The sequence below is a fragment of the Bradyrhizobium sp. AS23.2 genome (assembly GCF_001908185.1).
Lineage (GTDB): Bacteria > Pseudomonadota > Alphaproteobacteria > Rhizobiales > Xanthobacteraceae > Bradyrhizobium.
On sequence record NZ_LGHM01000165.1, the window covers coordinates 1 to 14,724 of the forward strand.

Sequence of the window (14,724 nt, forward strand, 5' to 3'; positions counted from 1 at the left end):
CCACCGCCCCCCGCCTGTGCCGCCTGCGGCGTCGAGAGCCCGACCGCCGCGACGGCAAGCGCCATCATCATCTTCCGTAACATCACTCGATCCTCCGTGTGGACACGCTCCACACTCAAAGCAGGACCAAGCTAACGTCACATAAGGATTTCTGACAGCCTCACTGTCTCACTTCCGCGCGAGCCTCAGCAGCCGCGGCAGATGGTCTTCATCTTCTTGTCGAGCAGCCTGTTCTCGGCGCTGACGGCCGCATCGGCGGACCCGCCTGTGCCGGTACCGGTGGTGACTCCGGGCGCGGCATTGGCTCCCGACGATTGCGCCGTGCCGAGGCTGTTGGTGCCGGGCGGCGGTGCGGGTGAATTGGCAACGCCGCGCTCGCTTTAGAAGCCCGCGAGTCCGAAGGCAGCTAGCCGATCCGCTTCAGGCCCTTCTTGAAGCGCGGACCGTTGGCGACATAGAATCTCGCCGCACTCCCCATCTTCCGCACCTGGGCGTCATCGAGCGTGCGGATCACTCGCGCGGGCGAACCTATGATCAGCGAGCGTTCGGGAAATTCCTTGCCCTCGGTAATGACAGAGCCCGCACCAACGATGCTGTTGCGGCCGATCTTCGCGCCGTTCATCACGATCGAGCCCATGCCGACGAGCGCGCCCTCCTCGATCGTGCAGCCGTGCAGGATGACGTTGTGGCCGACGGTGCAGTTCTTGCCAATCATCATGGGAAAGCCGAGATCGGTGTGGCAGGTCGAGCCGTCCTGCACGTTGGCGCCCTCGCCGATCTCGATCCACTCATTGTCGCCGCGCAGCACCGCGCCGAACCAGACGCTCGCACCCGGCTTCAGGCGCACGCGGCCGATCACGGTCGCGGTTTCCGCGATGAAATAGTTGCCGTCGGCGGGAAGGTCGGGCGCCTGCCCGTCGAGCTCGTAGATCGCCATGGAGGTCTCCTGTCGCGTCGACCCCAGCCATAGCGAAACGGCGGCGCGGAGGCAAAGGGCCGCCGCACCGGGCAGCCCTGCAAAGCGTCAGACCAGGACGCCGGCCGCGCGCAGCGTCATCAGGAAGAAGGTGCCGCTCATCATGCTCCAGAAGCCGGCGATGACGGTCGCCATCATCACGAATTCGAAGCGGCGGCTTTCCAGCCGCATGCCGCGCAGCGTGTTGCGCATGATGATGAAGGGCGCCGCGAACACCAGGAACGGCACCGCCGCGAAGGTCTTCGGCGCCACACCATCCTGCAACAAGCCGAAGCCGGCGGGCCGCTGCGCGACCGTTTGGTACCCGCTCACGAGCGCGCCCGCGAGCGCGAAACCGATGCAGATCGAGAAGAAGGTATTGAGAGCTTCAGGTGTCATCGGAAACGGTCCGCCCTTACGCAACGCCGGAGCCCTCCTGTGACAAAAAGTGCCGCTTAACGCTACATTATCCTTAAGGGAAGGTTAACAGCGCCAGCCCGCTCGCGCAGGGCCCTCTCCCTCTCCCGCCGCGGGGAACGCTCCGCGAAATCACCGCCGCATGGCATATTCGCCGCTGATTCGTCGGCCACCGGCCGACTTCTAGGCTCTGCTCGCGCAACTCATGACGGTGTTTTCGGCAACCTCTCCCCGGCCCTCCAGGACGCGCCCCCGGGCACATGTCGTCCCGATCGTGCTCGGCGGCGCTGCCGCGGCATGCGCGATCGCGCTCGTCGCCTATCTGCTGTGGCCGACCTGGGGTGCCGGCGGCGCGAATGCTCCGAACAAGCTGCCGGTGAGCGTCGGCGGTACGCTGTTCAACGTTCCGACGACTGCGATCCGAATGAAGATCCAGCGCCACTCCGGGCCGCAGGAGCGCATCGACCTCGACTTCCTGTATCCCTCGCTGGAACCGCCGGGCGCGCCGAAGCACGTCACCGCCGACACCGTCGAAGAGGCGATGCAGCCGATCGATCGCATCTTCCTGTCGATATCGGCCCATCACGATGCGCTGGCGCCGGAGCAGCGGGTCAGCACGATCTATCCGCGCTATCTCGACCAGGCCGCAACCAATCCGGTGGACGGGTTGACGATGCGGATGTTCCGCAGCGACACGCCCTATGGCAGCGAGGATCTCTATTCTGCTGCAAGCCCCGCGCTGACCGCGCGCTGCACGCGCGATGCGGCCACTCCAGGCATGTGCCTCTCCGAACGCCGCATCGGCGGCGCCGATCTCACCTTCCGCTTTCCGCGGAGCTGGCTGTCACAGTGGCGCGATGCGGCGGACGCGATGGACAGGCTGACGGCGCAACTGCGCGGACCGCGAGGTTGATACTCGTCATTGCGAGCCACCGGGTCCGCGCGTAGCGCGGCCCGATGACAGGCTCCGCGAAGCAGTCCGGAATCGCTGCGCAGAGATAGCCTGGATTGCTTCGTCGCTACGCTCCTCGCAATGACGGCGTGGCAGCAACTATTCCTGATCGACGAGATCGTCCTCGAGGATCGCCATCTGGAACTGGAACGAGCGATCATCGTCCTCGTCGTCGACGAAGAGCACGCCGATGAACTCCTCGCCGATATAGACTTCGGCGGAGTCATCTTTCTTCGGCCGCGGCACGACGCGGATCTTGGGATTGCCGAATACGCGCTTCAGATACGCGTCGAGCTTCCTTACTTCCTTGACGTCCACGGCAAGTCTCCAATCGAAATCTGGGTTGGCCGGGTTTTAGGACGAGACGCGACGAACCGCCAGCATGAATTGCCAAAGAATTTGGGGACGAACAGGGCCGGAGAATCCGGCCCTTTTTCGAGCTCAAAGCCCCAACGCGTTGATCATCTGATCCATGGTGCGCGACGGCTCGGCGCAGCCGGCTTCGCCGACGATCTTGGCGGGCACGCCCGCGACCGTGACGTTGTGCGGCACCGACTTGACCACGACCGAGCCCGCAGCGATGCGCGCGCAATGACCGATCTCGATGTTGCCGAGGATCTTTGCGCCGGCGCCGATCAGGACGCCATGACGAATCTTCGGATGACGGTCCTCGTTCTCCTTGCCGGTGCCACCGAGCGTGACACCGTGCAGGATCGAGACGTCGTCCTCGATCACCGCGGTTTCACCGCAGACGAAACCGGTGGCGTGATCGAGGAAGATGCCGCGGCCGATGCGCGCGGCTGGATTGATGTCGGTCTGGAATACCGCGGAAGCGCGGCTCTGGAGATAATACGCAAAATCCTTGCGGCCCTTCAGATAGAGCCAGTGTGCCAGGCGGTGGGTCTGGATCGCGTGAAAGCCCTTGAAGTAGAGCAAGGGATCGATGAAGCGCGAGGTCGCGGGATCGCGATCATATACGGCGACGAGATCGGCGCGGAAGGCGTTGCCGAGATCGGGATCGTCGCGCAACGCCTCGTCATAGGTCTGGCGCACCAGATCGCCCGACAGCGCGGAATGATCGAGCCGGTCGGCGAGACGATGGATCACCGAATCTTCCAGGCGGCTGTGATGCAGCACCGTCGAATAGATGAAGGTCGCAAGCTCCGGCTCGCGATGGACGATGTCCTCCGCCTCGCTCCGGATCCGGTCCCAGATCGGATCGAGGGATGCGAGCTTTCCTCCCGGATTGACCTGATGCACTGCCATGGGATCTGCTCTTTCGAATTGGCTCGTTTGGCTGGCTCTATATCACAGTCTAGGCGACAAAGTCCCGACGGGCTTGCCTGAGAGCGAACACTGCCCTGCCTCGCCAAAGCATACCAACGCGTTGAATCACAACAATTTCTCCGGCGCCCCCAGGCGGCAAGGTCGGCTCAAGGTGGTCAGAGTTTTGCCAAATTCAAGCCGGGCGGCGTCAAACTATTGGTGAATTTCGTCTCAGCGGCTATTGCGGGCATGGTCCGAAAGACGACGGGGCAGTTTTGACCATCACCACCGATCATTTGCGCGCGCGCGCCGCGGGCTCGTTTTGGCTGCGGCTGGCGGCGGTGGCACTGCCCCTCCTGCTGATCGCGCCGGCGTTCTGGAATGGCTATCCGCTGTTGCAATGGGATACCGGCGGCTATTTGGCGCGCTGGTACGAGAGCTATCTCGTCCCGAGCCGCTCCACCGTGTTCGGCCTCTATCTGCACTATGGCGAGGGGTTTGGCTTCTGGATCAATCTTGCGGTCCAGTCGCTGGCGACGCTGTGGCTGTTGCAGCTCACCTTGCGCGTGCTCGGCCTGATGCAGACCTTCCGCTTCGTCGCGATCAGCCTGCTCCTGATCCTGTCAACCGCGCTGCCCTGGCTTGCGAGCATGCTGCTCACCGACATCTTTGCAGGACTGTCGGTGCTGTCGCTATTCCTCCTGATTGTCGGCGGAAGCCGGACGTCGGCGCTCGAAAAAATCTCACTGTTCGTCTTCACCGCTTTTGCCGCGGCGACGCACAGCGCCACGCTCGGCGTGCTGCTCGGCCTCTGCGCCGCCGGCTGGATGGCGCGACCGTTGCTCGGGCGCCGTCTCCCGATTGCCGGACTGACGCAGGCGAGCCTCACCATCGTTGCGGGCGGCCTGATGCTGGTATCGGCGAACCATGCGCTGTCGGGCAAATGGGCCTGGACGCCCGGCGGCTACGGTGTCGCCTTCGGTCGCATGATGCAGGACGGCATCGTCGCGCGCTATCTTGCCGATCACTGCCCGCGCCAACGCTTCAAGCTCTGTCCCTATCGCGACGAACTGCCGGCGACCGCCGACGAGTTCCTGTGGGGCAAGAGCATGTTCAACACGCTCGGCCGCTTCGAAGGCATGAACGACGAGATGGGCTACATCGTCGTGCATTCGCTCGCCGACTATCCGGCGTGGCAGGCCAGCGCGGCATTGCGGGCGATGGGCCAGCAATTGCTGCATGTGGCGACCGGCGAAGGCACCAATGGCTGGATCCCGCACACCTACGGGATCATCGAGCGTTACATCCCCGCGCAAGTTGCGCCGATGCGTGCGGCACGGCAGCAGCAGTGGGACGTCAATTTCGACCACGTCAACTGGCTGCATGTTCCCGTCGCGCTGGCCTCGATGCTGGCGCTGGTCGGCCTGCTCGCGCATTCGCTCGCAAACCGCCGGCTCGACGACCTGACGCTGCTGGCTGCAACCGTCACGCTGGCGCTGCTCGGCAACGCCTTCATCTGCAGCGTGATCTCGGGCCCGCACGATCGCTATGGCGCGCGGATGGTGTGGGTCGCGACCTTCGTGGTGCTGATGGCGCTGGTGCGTCGTTTTGGCGACGACCAGCCGGTGGACGAGATCTCAGCCGCGGCGTGACAGGAAATCGAGTACGCCGGTCTTGTAAACCTTGTCGCCGACCGCGCGCATGTGGTCGCGGTTGGGGATATCGAGCACTTCCGAACCGGGAATGATCGCGCCGAGCGCGCTGGCGGAGCCTGCAACATCATCAGCGGTACCGACCGCAATCAGCACGGGCACGTCGATGCGCGCGGCCTCCTCCCTCGTCATGAGATCGCGTGTGCCGCGCAGGCAGGCGGCGAGCGCGCGGTGATCCGAGCGGGTCTGATCCGCGAACGCGCGAAAGGTGCGGCCGACGGGATCGGTGACGTCGTCGAGCGAGGGCGCTTCCAGCGCCTTCGCGACGTTCTCACCCGGTCCGGTGCCCTCGATCAGGCCGCCGATGCCGATGCCGCCGAGGATTGCCGAACGCAGGCGCTGCGGCTCGTTGAGCCCCAGCCACGCCGTCATCCGTCCCCCCATCGAATAGCCCATGATGTCGGCCTGCGGGATGGCGAGATGGTCCATCAGCGCGAGCACGTCGCCGGCCATGGTCGGGATCGAATACTGCGCGGGCTCGTAAAGCTTCGCACTTTCGCCATGGCCGCGATTGTCGAGCGCAATCACGCGGCGGCCGTTCTTGCGCAGTTCCGAGACCCAGGTCGGATAGACCCAGTTCACGTTCTTGCTGGATGCAAAGCCGTGAACCAGGATGATCGGATCGCCCTCACCTTCGTCCAGGTAGGCAATTTCAACGGCGCCGTTGTGGAAGCTCGGCATCACATAGTTCCGCAATCTTGAGGGGAGAGGTTGATCTTAGAGCATGATCCGGAAAAGTGTGCAGCGGTTTTTCTCGCGACAAACGCGGAACCGCGTTTGCGCGGAGATCATTCTCAAACAATAACCTTGATGGCCGCATCCGCCAGAGCGGCTTCGGCTGCGATCTGCGCCCGGCGGAGCCGACGCGCCCGTCTGCGATCGCACCACGCCTGGGTGAGGCGCTCGGTCGTCGCCTTGATCGAGGACAGAAGCCCGAACAGCGTCAATGCCGCGCCGAACAGCCAGAGCGCCAGATCAAACGCGCCGCCGACAAGCAGCAGCGCGCCGCGACCGAGCAGTTTCATGATCGCACGCGTCTTGCCGCCCTGCGCTTCCGCAAGGCGCGCCGCGCGTGCGACATCCTTCGGGCCTTCGGCGATGCGTAAGCTATCCATGGCGCCGCGCATGCCGGTCTTTTCGGCAACGCGCGTGACGTCCTTGCCGAGCCGGACCAGCGCGCCAGCCTTCTCGGCGCGGAACGCGGCCCTGATCGCACTCACGGTCTCGCCCGGACGCAGCACCGAGCCGGAGGCGACCGCGTTCTGAAGCATCGGGGTATCGACGACCTCGCGCGCCGACCGGCCGGCCCATGCCGCAAGCCCTTCGCCGAGCCGCCCAACCTTACGCGCATCCTTCACCAGCGTAAGCCCGGCGCGCACGGGCGCCGCGCCACCGACGGAGACGTAAGTTGCCGCGGTCACCGCAAGACCAGCTGCCGCAAGACCGAGCACCAGGCGGTCGGTATCCTCGCCCGTGGCGAGGTGCTTGCCCTCACGCACGACATCCCTGATGTCGCCGATCACGAAGAGATCGCCGGCCACCGTGCCGGACAGGCTCGCGACATCGTCGGCGTTGCCAGTGACGAGACCGGTGGCGAACCGCTTTGCGAAATGCGAGGTGGAATTTTCGGCTTTGGCCGCATCGCTCACGCGATTGAGGAGGTCGTCGGGCAGCGCGATGTTGCGCTCACGCGCCAGCGCGACGAAGCTGTCGGCGAGATCGGCGTCGCCCGCGGCGAGCGCGGCCTCGATGTTGTCCTGAACCAGGCGGTCGTTCTGCCGCAGAAGCGCGTCGAGTCTGAGCTCGGAGAGCACGGCCGGATCGTCCTGGGCAGCGAAAATCGCGCCGGCCTCGCGCGCATGCGGTGCTACCTGCACGAGCATGAAGCTGCATGCCGCAATACCGGTCAACGCCATGCTGATTCGCAGCCACTTCATGCGGAAAGTCTGGGCGGTCCTGAGGTCATGTGCGCCGGATAGTTCGTCTTTCGTCGCAATTCTGCTCGTCCACAGAAATAGTATGCCAAAATTGCGACACAACGTCCCCGACGAAAGAAGGGCTTCTCTGAGGCGACAAGATTGTGTCGAATTTGCATGAGCAAATGAGCATGGGGCAGTTGCGAACCTTTCGGTTCCGCTGGACTAGCAATCATCTGCACGCCCCAGTATGGTCCGCGGCGCTAAAAGACGCAGCAGATCAAGCTGATTGTGTCTGCTGCCATTGCCACTCCAGGATGAACTACGATGTCCGACCATGTCGTCCCGCACTTCCATAACGATGCCGGTGTTCCCGTCATCGAGATCGGCTCGCAAGAGTTCATGTGCGTGGGCGCCAACCCTCCGTTCGATCATCCGCACGTCTTCCTCGACCTCGGCAACGACAACGAGATTATCTGCCCTTACTGCTCGACGCTGTACCGCCTCGCCGCCGACCTGAAGGCGGGCGAAGCCCGTCCGCCGGAATGCGTCCTGAAGGACAAGGTCGCCTGACCGTTCCCATCGGTCAGGGGTGGCGCTCTCCCGAACGATTGTCATCGCTGGTGCCGGAATCGGTGGACTGACGGCCGCGCTTGCGCTCGCGGCCCGCGGCTTCCGCGTTGTCGTGCTGGAAAAGGCCGAGCGCCTCGAGGAAGTCGGCGCCGGCCTGCAACTCTCCCCCAATGCCAGCCGCGTGCTGGTCGAGCTCGGCCTCACCGAACGCCTCAAGCTGCGCGCCGTGACCCCGGAGGCGGTCTCGATCATGAGCGCGCGGGCCGGCGGCGAGCTCCTGCGCATGCCGCTCGGTGAAGCGGCGTCGGCGCGCGCCGGCGCCCCCTACTGGGTGGTGCACCGCGCCGACCTGCAATTCGCGCTTGCCGGCGCAGTCTCCGACCATCCCGACATCGACCTGAAGCTCGGCGCGACCTTCGAAGACGTCGCACCTCACGCCAAGGGACTGACGGTCGTCCATCGCAGCGGCACGATACGCCGCAGCGATCTGGCAAGCGCACTGATCGGCGCCGACGGTATCTGGTCGACAGTACGCCAGCATCTGTTTCCCGAGGTGCAGCCACGCTTCTCCGGACTGATCGCCTGGCGCGGCACGCTCGATGCCACGCAGCTGCCGAAGGACTACACCGCGCGCCGTGTGCAGCTCTGGATGGGCCCGAACGCTCATCTCGTTGCCTATCCGATCGCGGGCGGACGCCAGATCAACGTCGTCGCGGTGCTGCCAGGCACCTGGAACAGGCCGGGCTGGAGCACGCCCGGCGATCCCCTCGAGGTGATGGACGCCTTCGCCGCGCCGCGCTGGCCACCGCCGGCACGGATGATGCTCGCCGCGGTCGATACCTGGCGCAAATGGGCGCTGTTCGGCGTGCCCGACGGCTGCCCCTGGAGCAAGGGCTCAGTCGGGCTGCTCGGCGACGCCGTGCATGCGATGCTGCCGTTCGCCGCGCAAGGCGCCGGCATGGCAATCGAGGATGCCGCCGTGCTCGCGCGGCAATTGAGCAGCGAAGCCGCCGAGAGCACCGCGGGCATCACTGCCGCGCTGAAGCAATATGGCCGCACACGCCAGGCGCGCGTGCGGCGGGTGCAGCGGACCGCGCGGCAGCAGGGCCGCATCTATCATTTCAGCGGGCCGCTCGCGATCGCGCGCGATCTTGCGATCCGCGCGCTCGGCCCGGAACGCATGCTGGCGCGGCAGGACTGGATCTACGGCTGGCGGCCCTGATGCGAAGCGCTTAGCTTTCAGCGCACCGTGCGACCGGATTTTGGAGCAGGCTTGGCGGCGGCCGCAGACGGCGGCGCGGCAGGCGGTGCCGTCTCCGTCGGCGTTTCCCGACACCTGTTGCGGCGCCAGGCGTCGTCGACGAGCTGCGACTGCCCGCGCACCGCGATGTAGTCATTGCGATAGGCGAGCTCGGCCACGACAGCGCCCCCTGCCCCGGTCTCCGCCTTGTCCATCAGCCTCTGCAAATCCGCAGTGCGGGCGGTGAGCGCCTTGCGCTCGGCCTCGAGCTGCTTGCAGTCGTACAGTTCGTATTTGCCGGGATCGGCGAAGGCTGGAGCGATCGTTTCGCTCATGCCGGCGCAGCCGGACAGCGCGACTCCAGCCGCAAACGGCGCGAGCAGCGCGCCAAAGACGCGCAGGCGATGGGAAAGCGAAGCAGCCATGCCGGATGAATAGTCCCCGTGGATTGAGAATGCCTAAAGCAACAACAGATGTCCGGATTGAGGCTTTGCCTTATGCGGCCGGCTCACTTAAGGAAGAACCGTCCATCCGGCCCGCGAGGCCCCCAGCCCAGACAGCCGGACAGGGACTTAAGTGTTTGATCTCGTTGGATCAAGCGGGCATGGCGGAATTGGTAGACGCAAGGGACTTAAAATCCCTCGGTGCGCAAGCGCTGTGCCGGTTCGACCCCGGCTGCCCGCACCACGAGATCTGACACGGACTCGCTGCAACGGGCTCCAAGACGCAGGCCTGCGCCCACGGCTAGTAATTGAGGCGCACGAGTACGGCGTTGATTCCAAAGGGGCTGGCCGCAGCCAGATCGCAAGCGCCGTGTCGCACGAAGACACAGGCCGTCATTTCATGGCTCGTCAGTGCACAGGTTCGTCGCGAAAAATTGGCCGGCAATTCGCTCGCCAGGCTTAAAGGGCCGATGATGCGGTTGAAGCCGCGTTCGTGCTGTTTCACCAGAGCCGGCAGCTGCCCCTTGGCCAGAGGGTCGGCCGGATAAAAGGAATAGACGGGACGGCCGACGGCAAGTTGCCCGCGCCCGGGTAAGAAGGGGTCGTGCATGCCGTACAGGGCCAGGCCGCAGAGGTCCGGATCGGCGTCGAGTTCCGCCGCCAACCGGGCCTCGCCCGTGCCCCGCATCCAATTGTCGCGCATGATGTAGGTTGCGCCTGACAATCCGAGCGACAGCAGCACCCAGCCCGCGCAAACAACAGGAAGCGCCGAGACGCGCCAGGCGCGTTGCCGGCGCATCATCTGGACCCAATCGCCGGAGCCAAGTCCCGCAGCGATGATCAGCAACACGATCGACAGGAAGATGAAGCGGTATTCCTTGTGCACGATCATGCTGTGAAACGCGACATTCACGATTGCCGCGACGATCAGCAGAGGGACATGCCGCCAGCCACGCCAGAGCGCCAGAAACATAAGCAGCGTCGCGCCCGACCACAGAATTGAAGTCAGATGGACGTAGGCGAACGCCGGCGCGACACCGAATTCCGATGCGCGGTCATGCAAGAGATTCTGCTGAATGTTTTGGACGAGCCACGCGAACGGCGTCGAGCCGTGCGCGACGTCGATGCCAGCCGCGATCGCCAGAGCGACGCATCCTCCGCCAATCAGCGGAAGCGCGTTTCGCAAATCCCTCAAGCACGCGCCGAGCACGAACACCGCACAGGCCGGCGCATATTGAAAGCGCCAGACAAAGGCGAGCGCGAGCAGTGCGCCGCCGATGAAAAGGCGGTTTCGCGAGAGTTCCCCCGTCAGCAGCAATGCTGCTGGCAAGATGATGGCCGTCGCCAGCGGTTCGCTCAGCGTGTGAGGCGCGAAATAGACCAGCTCGAACCAGACAGCGGCAGCCAGCGCTGTGACGATGGCGTGCGCCCGCGAGATTCGTGCGCCGAAATGCCAGGCCGTCACCACGATCGACAGCGAGGCAAGTCCGACTAACAGGCGCGGCACGACGAAGGCACCCCACCCGCCCGGCGCAAGCCAGTCTCCCAGCGCGACCGGCCCCGCGAACAGGGTCGGCAAAAACCAGCTCCGGATGCCGTCGCGCCATTCCCAGGTGACGACGCCCTCATGGCCGAGCAGGCGCCAGGCAGGCTCCAGATACTGATAGATCTCGTCGGCATGGTTGATGTTCGGCCAGAAGGCGAGCGGCAGGCGCACGGCCGCAGCCAGCAACAGCACTGCACAGAGGATGCCGTACCGCGCCGCAAAGCTCTTGGCCTTGACGGCTGGGGCAGTGACGGCGGCGGACAGAACTGCGGCGCTGGCTGTCATGGTTTTTTGGCTTCGCCGGCAAAATCGGGCCTGACGTAAACAGTCTCGTAAGCGCCGGTGTACTGCTCGCGCCAGCCGCGCTGCTCGACGAGAAAGTGCCGCAGCTGGTCGTGCGCCTTGACCCACAGCACGGCGTCGATCCGGTACTTGTCGAGCACCGTGTCCCACGCCGCCTCGTCGACCTCCCAGCTTACCAGCGTGAAATAATCGCGCAGCAGATCGTCTGGATAAGACGTCGCGGCGCGGCCGTCGACGAACAGGGGGACCGTGCCGTGAGTGCGGAAAATCAGGTATCCGCCGACATTCCAGTTGTTCAGGACCCGCGCGCCGGCAAAATGCTTTTGCAGATAGCCGGCGTCTTCGCTCGACAGCATCTCCGGAAGCGCGAGATCAGGCGCAACGCGCAGGTAACCCATCGGCAGGGTGCACAGACCGACGATGCCGGCGGCGAGCAGCGGTCCACGAACATCGCGATTGGTGAACCGCGCAGGCAGCAACCGGTCGATGTGAAGCGCCAACGGTCCGGTCGAGAATATGAAGAAGAACGCGATGTACCTGAACTGATAGAGCCCCAGGATCAGGAACAGCCAGGACATCAAGCGTGGTTCGAGCGGGATCGGCTTCGAGTTTCGAAAGCGCAGCTCGAGCGCGACGAAGGCGAGCATGTACAGAATGCCGGGAAGACTGCCCGGCATCTCCATGTTGTGGTAGTAGGACAGCCACTCGCCAATATTGCCCTGGACGAAGTGCCCCATCGTCGCGGCTGCACCGGTGTAGATGTTCCAGCCGAGCGGATTGACGAATGTAGCAGCGAGACATCCGATTCCGGCAAGCGCATAGATCCTGAGATCGGCCCAGGCGCCTCGGAGCAAGGCTGTGCCGAAGAACACACCGATCACGAAAAACCCGAGCAGGAAGCCGCCGTGCAGATTGGCCCAAAGCACCATCAGTAGAGGAAGCACGAACCACCGCGTTCGCCTCAGGCATTCACGGTAGAAGACGACGCAGAACAACATTGTGCATGTGTTCGGCGACACCGCGAGATACATGTTCGGCGCCGCTTCGTAAGCGGGATAGAGCAGGCACGCCAGGAAGACGGAGATGCAAACCGCTATCGGCGACGCGCCGAAGCCGAGACAGATGGACGTGAGGGTGCCGACGATCGCCGCGCCACATACCACCGCAAACAGGACGAGGCCGCCAAAGCCCGCATATTGAAACGTTGCACTGGCGAGCGCGTCCCAGAGCCAGGACAGATTGAACCATGGCTTGTCGCCGTGGGTGAATGACCAGGGGTCATGGAGAGGGATACTGTTTCGTTCACGGATGAGATCGCCGGCGGCGAGGTGCCAACCCAGGTCGTAGTGACCAAGCAGAACCGGCGCGTTCAAAACGTAGAACAGGCCAATGAACGAGATCAGGAACAGATAGATTGCCGATCTGAGGAAGAACGGGCTGATCGCGTTCGCAACCTTGTCGAATGTCGGCTCGTGCCAGACCTGGTGCTGATCCATCGCTTCCCTCACGACAAAGCGAGCCTGACGGCTCTGCGCGCCCGGTGATCGCCGGATGCGAGCTTTGTCGCTGACTTAGGGGCAAGTTATCTAAAGTGGAGTAAATTCGGACGATGCAATCGGTGGGGTTTGGCCGGAGGAGACCGGCCCTAATGCAGCTTAACCGGGCCGGCAAGGCTGGGACGGAGGTGTTCGAACGCCCACAAGCTTTTGTTTACACTTGAAAAACTGTCGCCCAATGTTTGTTGGAGATCGGCAGTGAGTGCTGATGATGCACCGCAAGCCGCCGCATTGATCGAGGGATTACCCGCCGAGATCGACATGGCCGATACGGCCTATGACCCCGATCATTTACGTCAAAGCCATCGCCGACGTGCGCTCAAATATCCGCTCGACGAGCATCTCTATGCCCAACGCCATCTCGTCGAATGCTGTCTCTCACCCCAAAGCGCCACCTCGAAAAAGGCGACACGCGTCATGGATGCAGGCCTTCCAGCTCGAGGCGTCTCGGCTCGGCGCGAAAATCGAGCAGCACGATCCAGAAGCATGTCAGCGCGATAATGAGGAGGCTAAAGCCGCCCTCGAATGTATGTCCCGTAATCGCGATCAGCGCAGGAAGGAGGAGGCCGACGATAAGAACGGCGGCGAGTGCCAAGGCTGGAAGATCGACGATGAGAATCGCGGCATAGAGCGCGAGCTCGAAGAAGGCATATTCCTTGAGCCGCGGCGAGCTGAGATAGAGCGCAAACATCGCTAGCACCGTGACGCGCGTGGCCGCGCAGGGATGATCCATCAGCCAGCGATCCAGTCGCGTCAGAAGCGATCCCACTCCCCGCTCCGGTGCGCTCCCGACCGCGCGCAGGACGGACAGGGCGAACGGCACGAGCACGAGCGCGGACGCGCCGAGCGCGTAGGTCGCGAACATGGCCGGCTTGCTGTCGCCGAACCCGACGTGATCCATCAGGCTGTCCGCCAGCAGCAGCAGCGACGGATTGATTTCCACGAGATCGACGGAGTGCTGGTTCGGGATCCGGCCCGATATGGCAAGTAGCCAGGTCGAGAACAGATCGGAGTACAACATCCTCGATATCAGGATCGGCAATGCGAAGCCGAACGTCGCCACCGCGATCAACGTGAGCTTGCGCCCGCGCGGCAGCGGCAAGAAATAGAGCGCGGCCAGTACGGGACAGAACACCAGCTTGAACGAGGTCACGAGGCCGAGCAGCGCAGCACCGGCGAGGCGAAAGGAAAAGCTCCGATCCTCCCATACACCGGATGCAGGTGGGCGAAGCAGGAGCTTCAGCGCGATCGCGGTCAGCACGCCGCTCAGCATCGCGAAATTCCCCGACGCCAAGACCCATTCGAAGCCGACGAATGCGCCGAGGGCACAGAGCACCCTGAGCCCCACATCGCGCGAACTCGCTCGCGTTCGGCCGAGACCGGGAAGCAGCAGGCCGCAGAGTACGGCGAGGACAAGATAGACGACTCTGTAATGGTCGACGAGAAAGCCACCCGCGCATAACGGGCGGAAGACGTCCAGCGTCACTGGCAGATAGGGATAGGAAAACCTGGTGCCCTTCAGATTCTTGACGAAATAGGGATCGAGCCCGTCGACATGGGCGTCGACCGCCGCGCAATTGACGCGAGCGTCCCAGCCATAATTGATGTCGAGCGTGGCATCATTGGCGAGATTGCCGAGCACCAGCAGTGCGGTCAGCGCGATGAGGCAGGCAAGCCAGATGTTTCGCCTCGCGGTCATGTCGACCGAGGGTCCCAACCATCGTGCTGTACCGGTCACGTCGGACACCGCGAAATACCTGTCTTGCCGGGTTCCCTCGGCGCCGTGCGCGGCGCCTCGACAGGCCACAATGGACAGGATGAGTTGCGGATTCATCTCCCCGATTC

14 protein-coding genes, 1 tRNA gene and 2 pseudogenes are annotated in these 14,724 nt (G+C 64.0%); 6 read left to right on the forward strand and 11 right to left on the reverse strand.

Annotated features, from left to right (window positions below; translation table 11 throughout):
- Positions 1-185: 185 nt before the first annotated feature.
- The 3 genes and pseudogenes from AC630_RS47350 to AC630_RS32130 all read right to left on the reverse strand — a co-directional run.
- Positions 186-380 (reverse strand): annotated as a pseudogene (locus tag AC630_RS47350) (hypothetical protein); the annotation flags it as partial.
- A 26-nt stretch (positions 381-406) separates the two neighbouring features.
- The gene (locus tag AC630_RS32125) at positions 407-937 is read right to left on the reverse strand and encodes a gamma carbonic anhydrase family protein (protein WP_074122463.1); all 531 of its coding nucleotides are present in this window, start codon (positions 935-937) and stop codon (positions 407-409) included.
- An 87-nt stretch (positions 938-1,024) separates the two neighbouring features.
- Complete coding sequence (locus tag AC630_RS32130) at positions 1,025-1,354, reverse strand: DUF6949 family protein (protein ID WP_074122464.1); 330 nt, start codon at positions 1,352-1,354, stop codon at positions 1,025-1,027.
- Between the two features lie 223 nt (positions 1,355-1,577).
- On the opposite strand from AC630_RS32130, the gene AC630_RS32135 reads away from it, so the two are divergent.
- A complete protein-coding gene (locus AC630_RS32135) occupies positions 1,578-2,285 on the forward strand; it encodes a hypothetical protein (RefSeq protein ID WP_074122465.1) in 708 nt (235 codons plus the stop codon).
- Positions 2,286-2,423: 138 nt separating this feature from the next.
- Here the strand turns inward: AC630_RS32135 and AC630_RS32140 are convergent, their stop codons facing one another.
- Together AC630_RS32140 and cysE are read right to left on the reverse strand one after the other, a co-directional pair.
- Entirely contained in the window at positions 2,424-2,642 is a 219-nt protein-coding gene (locus AC630_RS32140) for a DUF3126 family protein (protein WP_007602550.1), read from the reverse strand.
- A gap of 123 nt (positions 2,643-2,765) precedes the next feature.
- Positions 2,766-3,590, reverse strand: a complete 825-nt coding sequence (gene cysE, locus AC630_RS32145) for a serine O-acetyltransferase (protein ID WP_074122466.1) — start codon at positions 3,588-3,590, stop codon at positions 2,766-2,768.
- 275 nt (positions 3,591-3,865) lie between these two features.
- Between cysE and AC630_RS32150 the strand changes: the two genes are divergently transcribed.
- Positions 3,866-5,242, forward strand: coding sequence for a hypothetical protein (locus tag AC630_RS32150; RefSeq protein WP_074122467.1), 1,377 nt, complete (start codon positions 3,866-3,868; stop codon positions 5,240-5,242).
- Here the strand turns inward: AC630_RS32150 and AC630_RS32155 are convergent.
- Positions 5,228-5,983, reverse strand: coding sequence for an alpha/beta fold hydrolase (locus AC630_RS32155; RefSeq protein WP_074122468.1), 756 nt, complete (start codon positions 5,981-5,983; stop codon positions 5,228-5,230). The two genes, AC630_RS32150 and AC630_RS32155, sit on opposite strands and share 15 nt — an antisense overlap.
- Positions 5,984-6,096: 113 nt before the next feature.
- Positions 6,097-7,239, reverse strand: a complete 1,143-nt coding sequence (locus tag AC630_RS32160; protein ID WP_074122469.1) for a hypothetical protein — start codon at positions 7,237-7,239, stop codon at positions 6,097-6,099.
- A gap of 306 nt (positions 7,240-7,545) precedes the next feature.
- Here AC630_RS32160 and AC630_RS32165 point away from each other — a divergent pair, with 306 nt between their 5' ends.
- Positions 7,546-7,791, forward strand: a complete 246-nt coding sequence (locus AC630_RS32165) for a zinc-finger domain-containing protein (protein ID WP_063703045.1) — start codon at positions 7,546-7,548, stop codon at positions 7,789-7,791.
- Positions 7,792-7,810: 19 nt separating this feature from the next.
- Positions 7,811-9,013 carry an FAD-dependent monooxygenase gene (locus AC630_RS32170; protein WP_074122470.1) on the forward strand — a complete coding sequence of 401 codons (1,203 nt, stop codon included), beginning with the start codon at positions 7,811-7,813 and terminating at the stop codon, positions 9,011-9,013.
- Positions 9,014-9,030: 17 nt separating this feature from the next.
- On the opposite strand, the gene AC630_RS32175 is transcribed toward AC630_RS32170, so the two are convergent.
- The gene (locus AC630_RS32175; RefSeq protein WP_074122471.1) at positions 9,031-9,456 is read right to left on the reverse strand and encodes a PepSY-associated transmembrane domain-containing protein; all 426 of its coding nucleotides are present in this window, start codon (positions 9,454-9,456) and stop codon (positions 9,031-9,033) included.
- 173 nt (positions 9,457-9,629) lie between these two features.
- On the opposite strand from AC630_RS32175, the gene AC630_RS32180 reads away from it, so the two are divergent.
- A tRNA-Leu gene (locus tag AC630_RS32180) sits at positions 9,630-9,718 on the forward strand.
- A gap of 57 nt (positions 9,719-9,775) precedes the next feature.
- Here the strand turns inward: AC630_RS32180 and AC630_RS32185 are convergent.
- Positions 9,776-11,305 (reverse strand): glycosyltransferase family protein, encoded by a 1,530-nt coding sequence (locus AC630_RS32185; RefSeq protein WP_074122472.1) that lies wholly within the window; start codon positions 11,303-11,305, stop codon positions 9,776-9,778.
- On the reverse strand, positions 11,302-12,819 hold the full coding sequence (locus AC630_RS32190; RefSeq protein ID WP_074122473.1) for a hypothetical protein: 1,518 nt from the start codon (positions 12,817-12,819) through the stop codon (positions 11,302-11,304). Before AC630_RS32190 ends, AC630_RS32185 begins: the two co-directional genes overlap by 4 nt.
- 270 nt (positions 12,820-13,089) lie before the next feature.
- On the opposite strand from AC630_RS32190, the pseudogene AC630_RS43045 reads away from it, so the two are divergent.
- Positions 13,090-13,293, forward strand: a pseudogene (locus AC630_RS43045) (IS5/IS1182 family transposase); the annotation flags it as partial.
- Between the two features lies 1 nt (position 13,294).
- Here AC630_RS43045 and AC630_RS32195 read toward each other — a convergent pair.
- The gene (locus tag AC630_RS32195; protein ID WP_245330578.1) at positions 13,295-14,713 is read right to left on the reverse strand and encodes a hypothetical protein; all 1,419 of its coding nucleotides are present in this window, start codon (positions 14,711-14,713) and stop codon (positions 13,295-13,297) included.
- Between the last annotated feature and the right edge of the window lie 11 nt (positions 14,714-14,724).

Coding starts and splice junctions, on each gene's coding strand:
- AC630_RS32125 (WP_074122463.1), bottom strand. CDS start 937: ATGGCGATCTACGAGCTCGACGGGCAGGCGCCCGACCTTCCCGCCGAC.
- AC630_RS32130 (WP_074122464.1), bottom strand. CDS start 1,354: ATGACACCTGAAGCTCTCAATACCTTCTTCTCGATCTGCATCGGTTTC.
- AC630_RS32135 (WP_074122465.1), top strand. CDS start 1,578: ATGACGGTGTTTTCGGCAACCTCTCCCCGGCCCTCCAGGACGCGCCCC.
- cysE (WP_074122466.1), bottom strand. CDS start 3,590: ATGGCAGTGCATCAGGTCAATCCGGGAGGAAAGCTCGCATCCCTCGAT.
- AC630_RS32155 (WP_074122468.1), bottom strand. CDS start 5,983: ATGCCGAGCTTCCACAACGGCGCCGTTGAAATTGCCTACCTGGACGAA.
- AC630_RS32160 (WP_074122469.1), bottom strand. CDS start 7,239: ATGAAGTGGCTGCGAATCAGCATGGCGTTGACCGGTATTGCGGCATGC.
- AC630_RS32165 (WP_063703045.1), top strand. CDS start 7,546: ATGTCCGACCATGTCGTCCCGCACTTCCATAACGATGCCGGTGTTCCC.
- AC630_RS32175 (WP_074122471.1), bottom strand. CDS start 9,456: ATGGCTGCTTCGCTTTCCCATCGCCTGCGCGTCTTTGGCGCGCTGCTC.
- AC630_RS32185 (WP_074122472.1), bottom strand. CDS start 11,305: ATGACAGCCAGCGCCGCAGTTCTGTCCGCCGCCGTCACTGCCCCAGCC.
- AC630_RS32190 (WP_074122473.1), bottom strand. CDS start 12,819: ATGGATCAGCACCAGGTCTGGCACGAGCCGACATTCGACAAGGTTGCG.
- AC630_RS32195 (WP_245330578.1), bottom strand. CDS start 14,713: ATGAATCCGCAACTCATCCTGTCCATTGTGGCCTGTCGAGGCGCCGCG.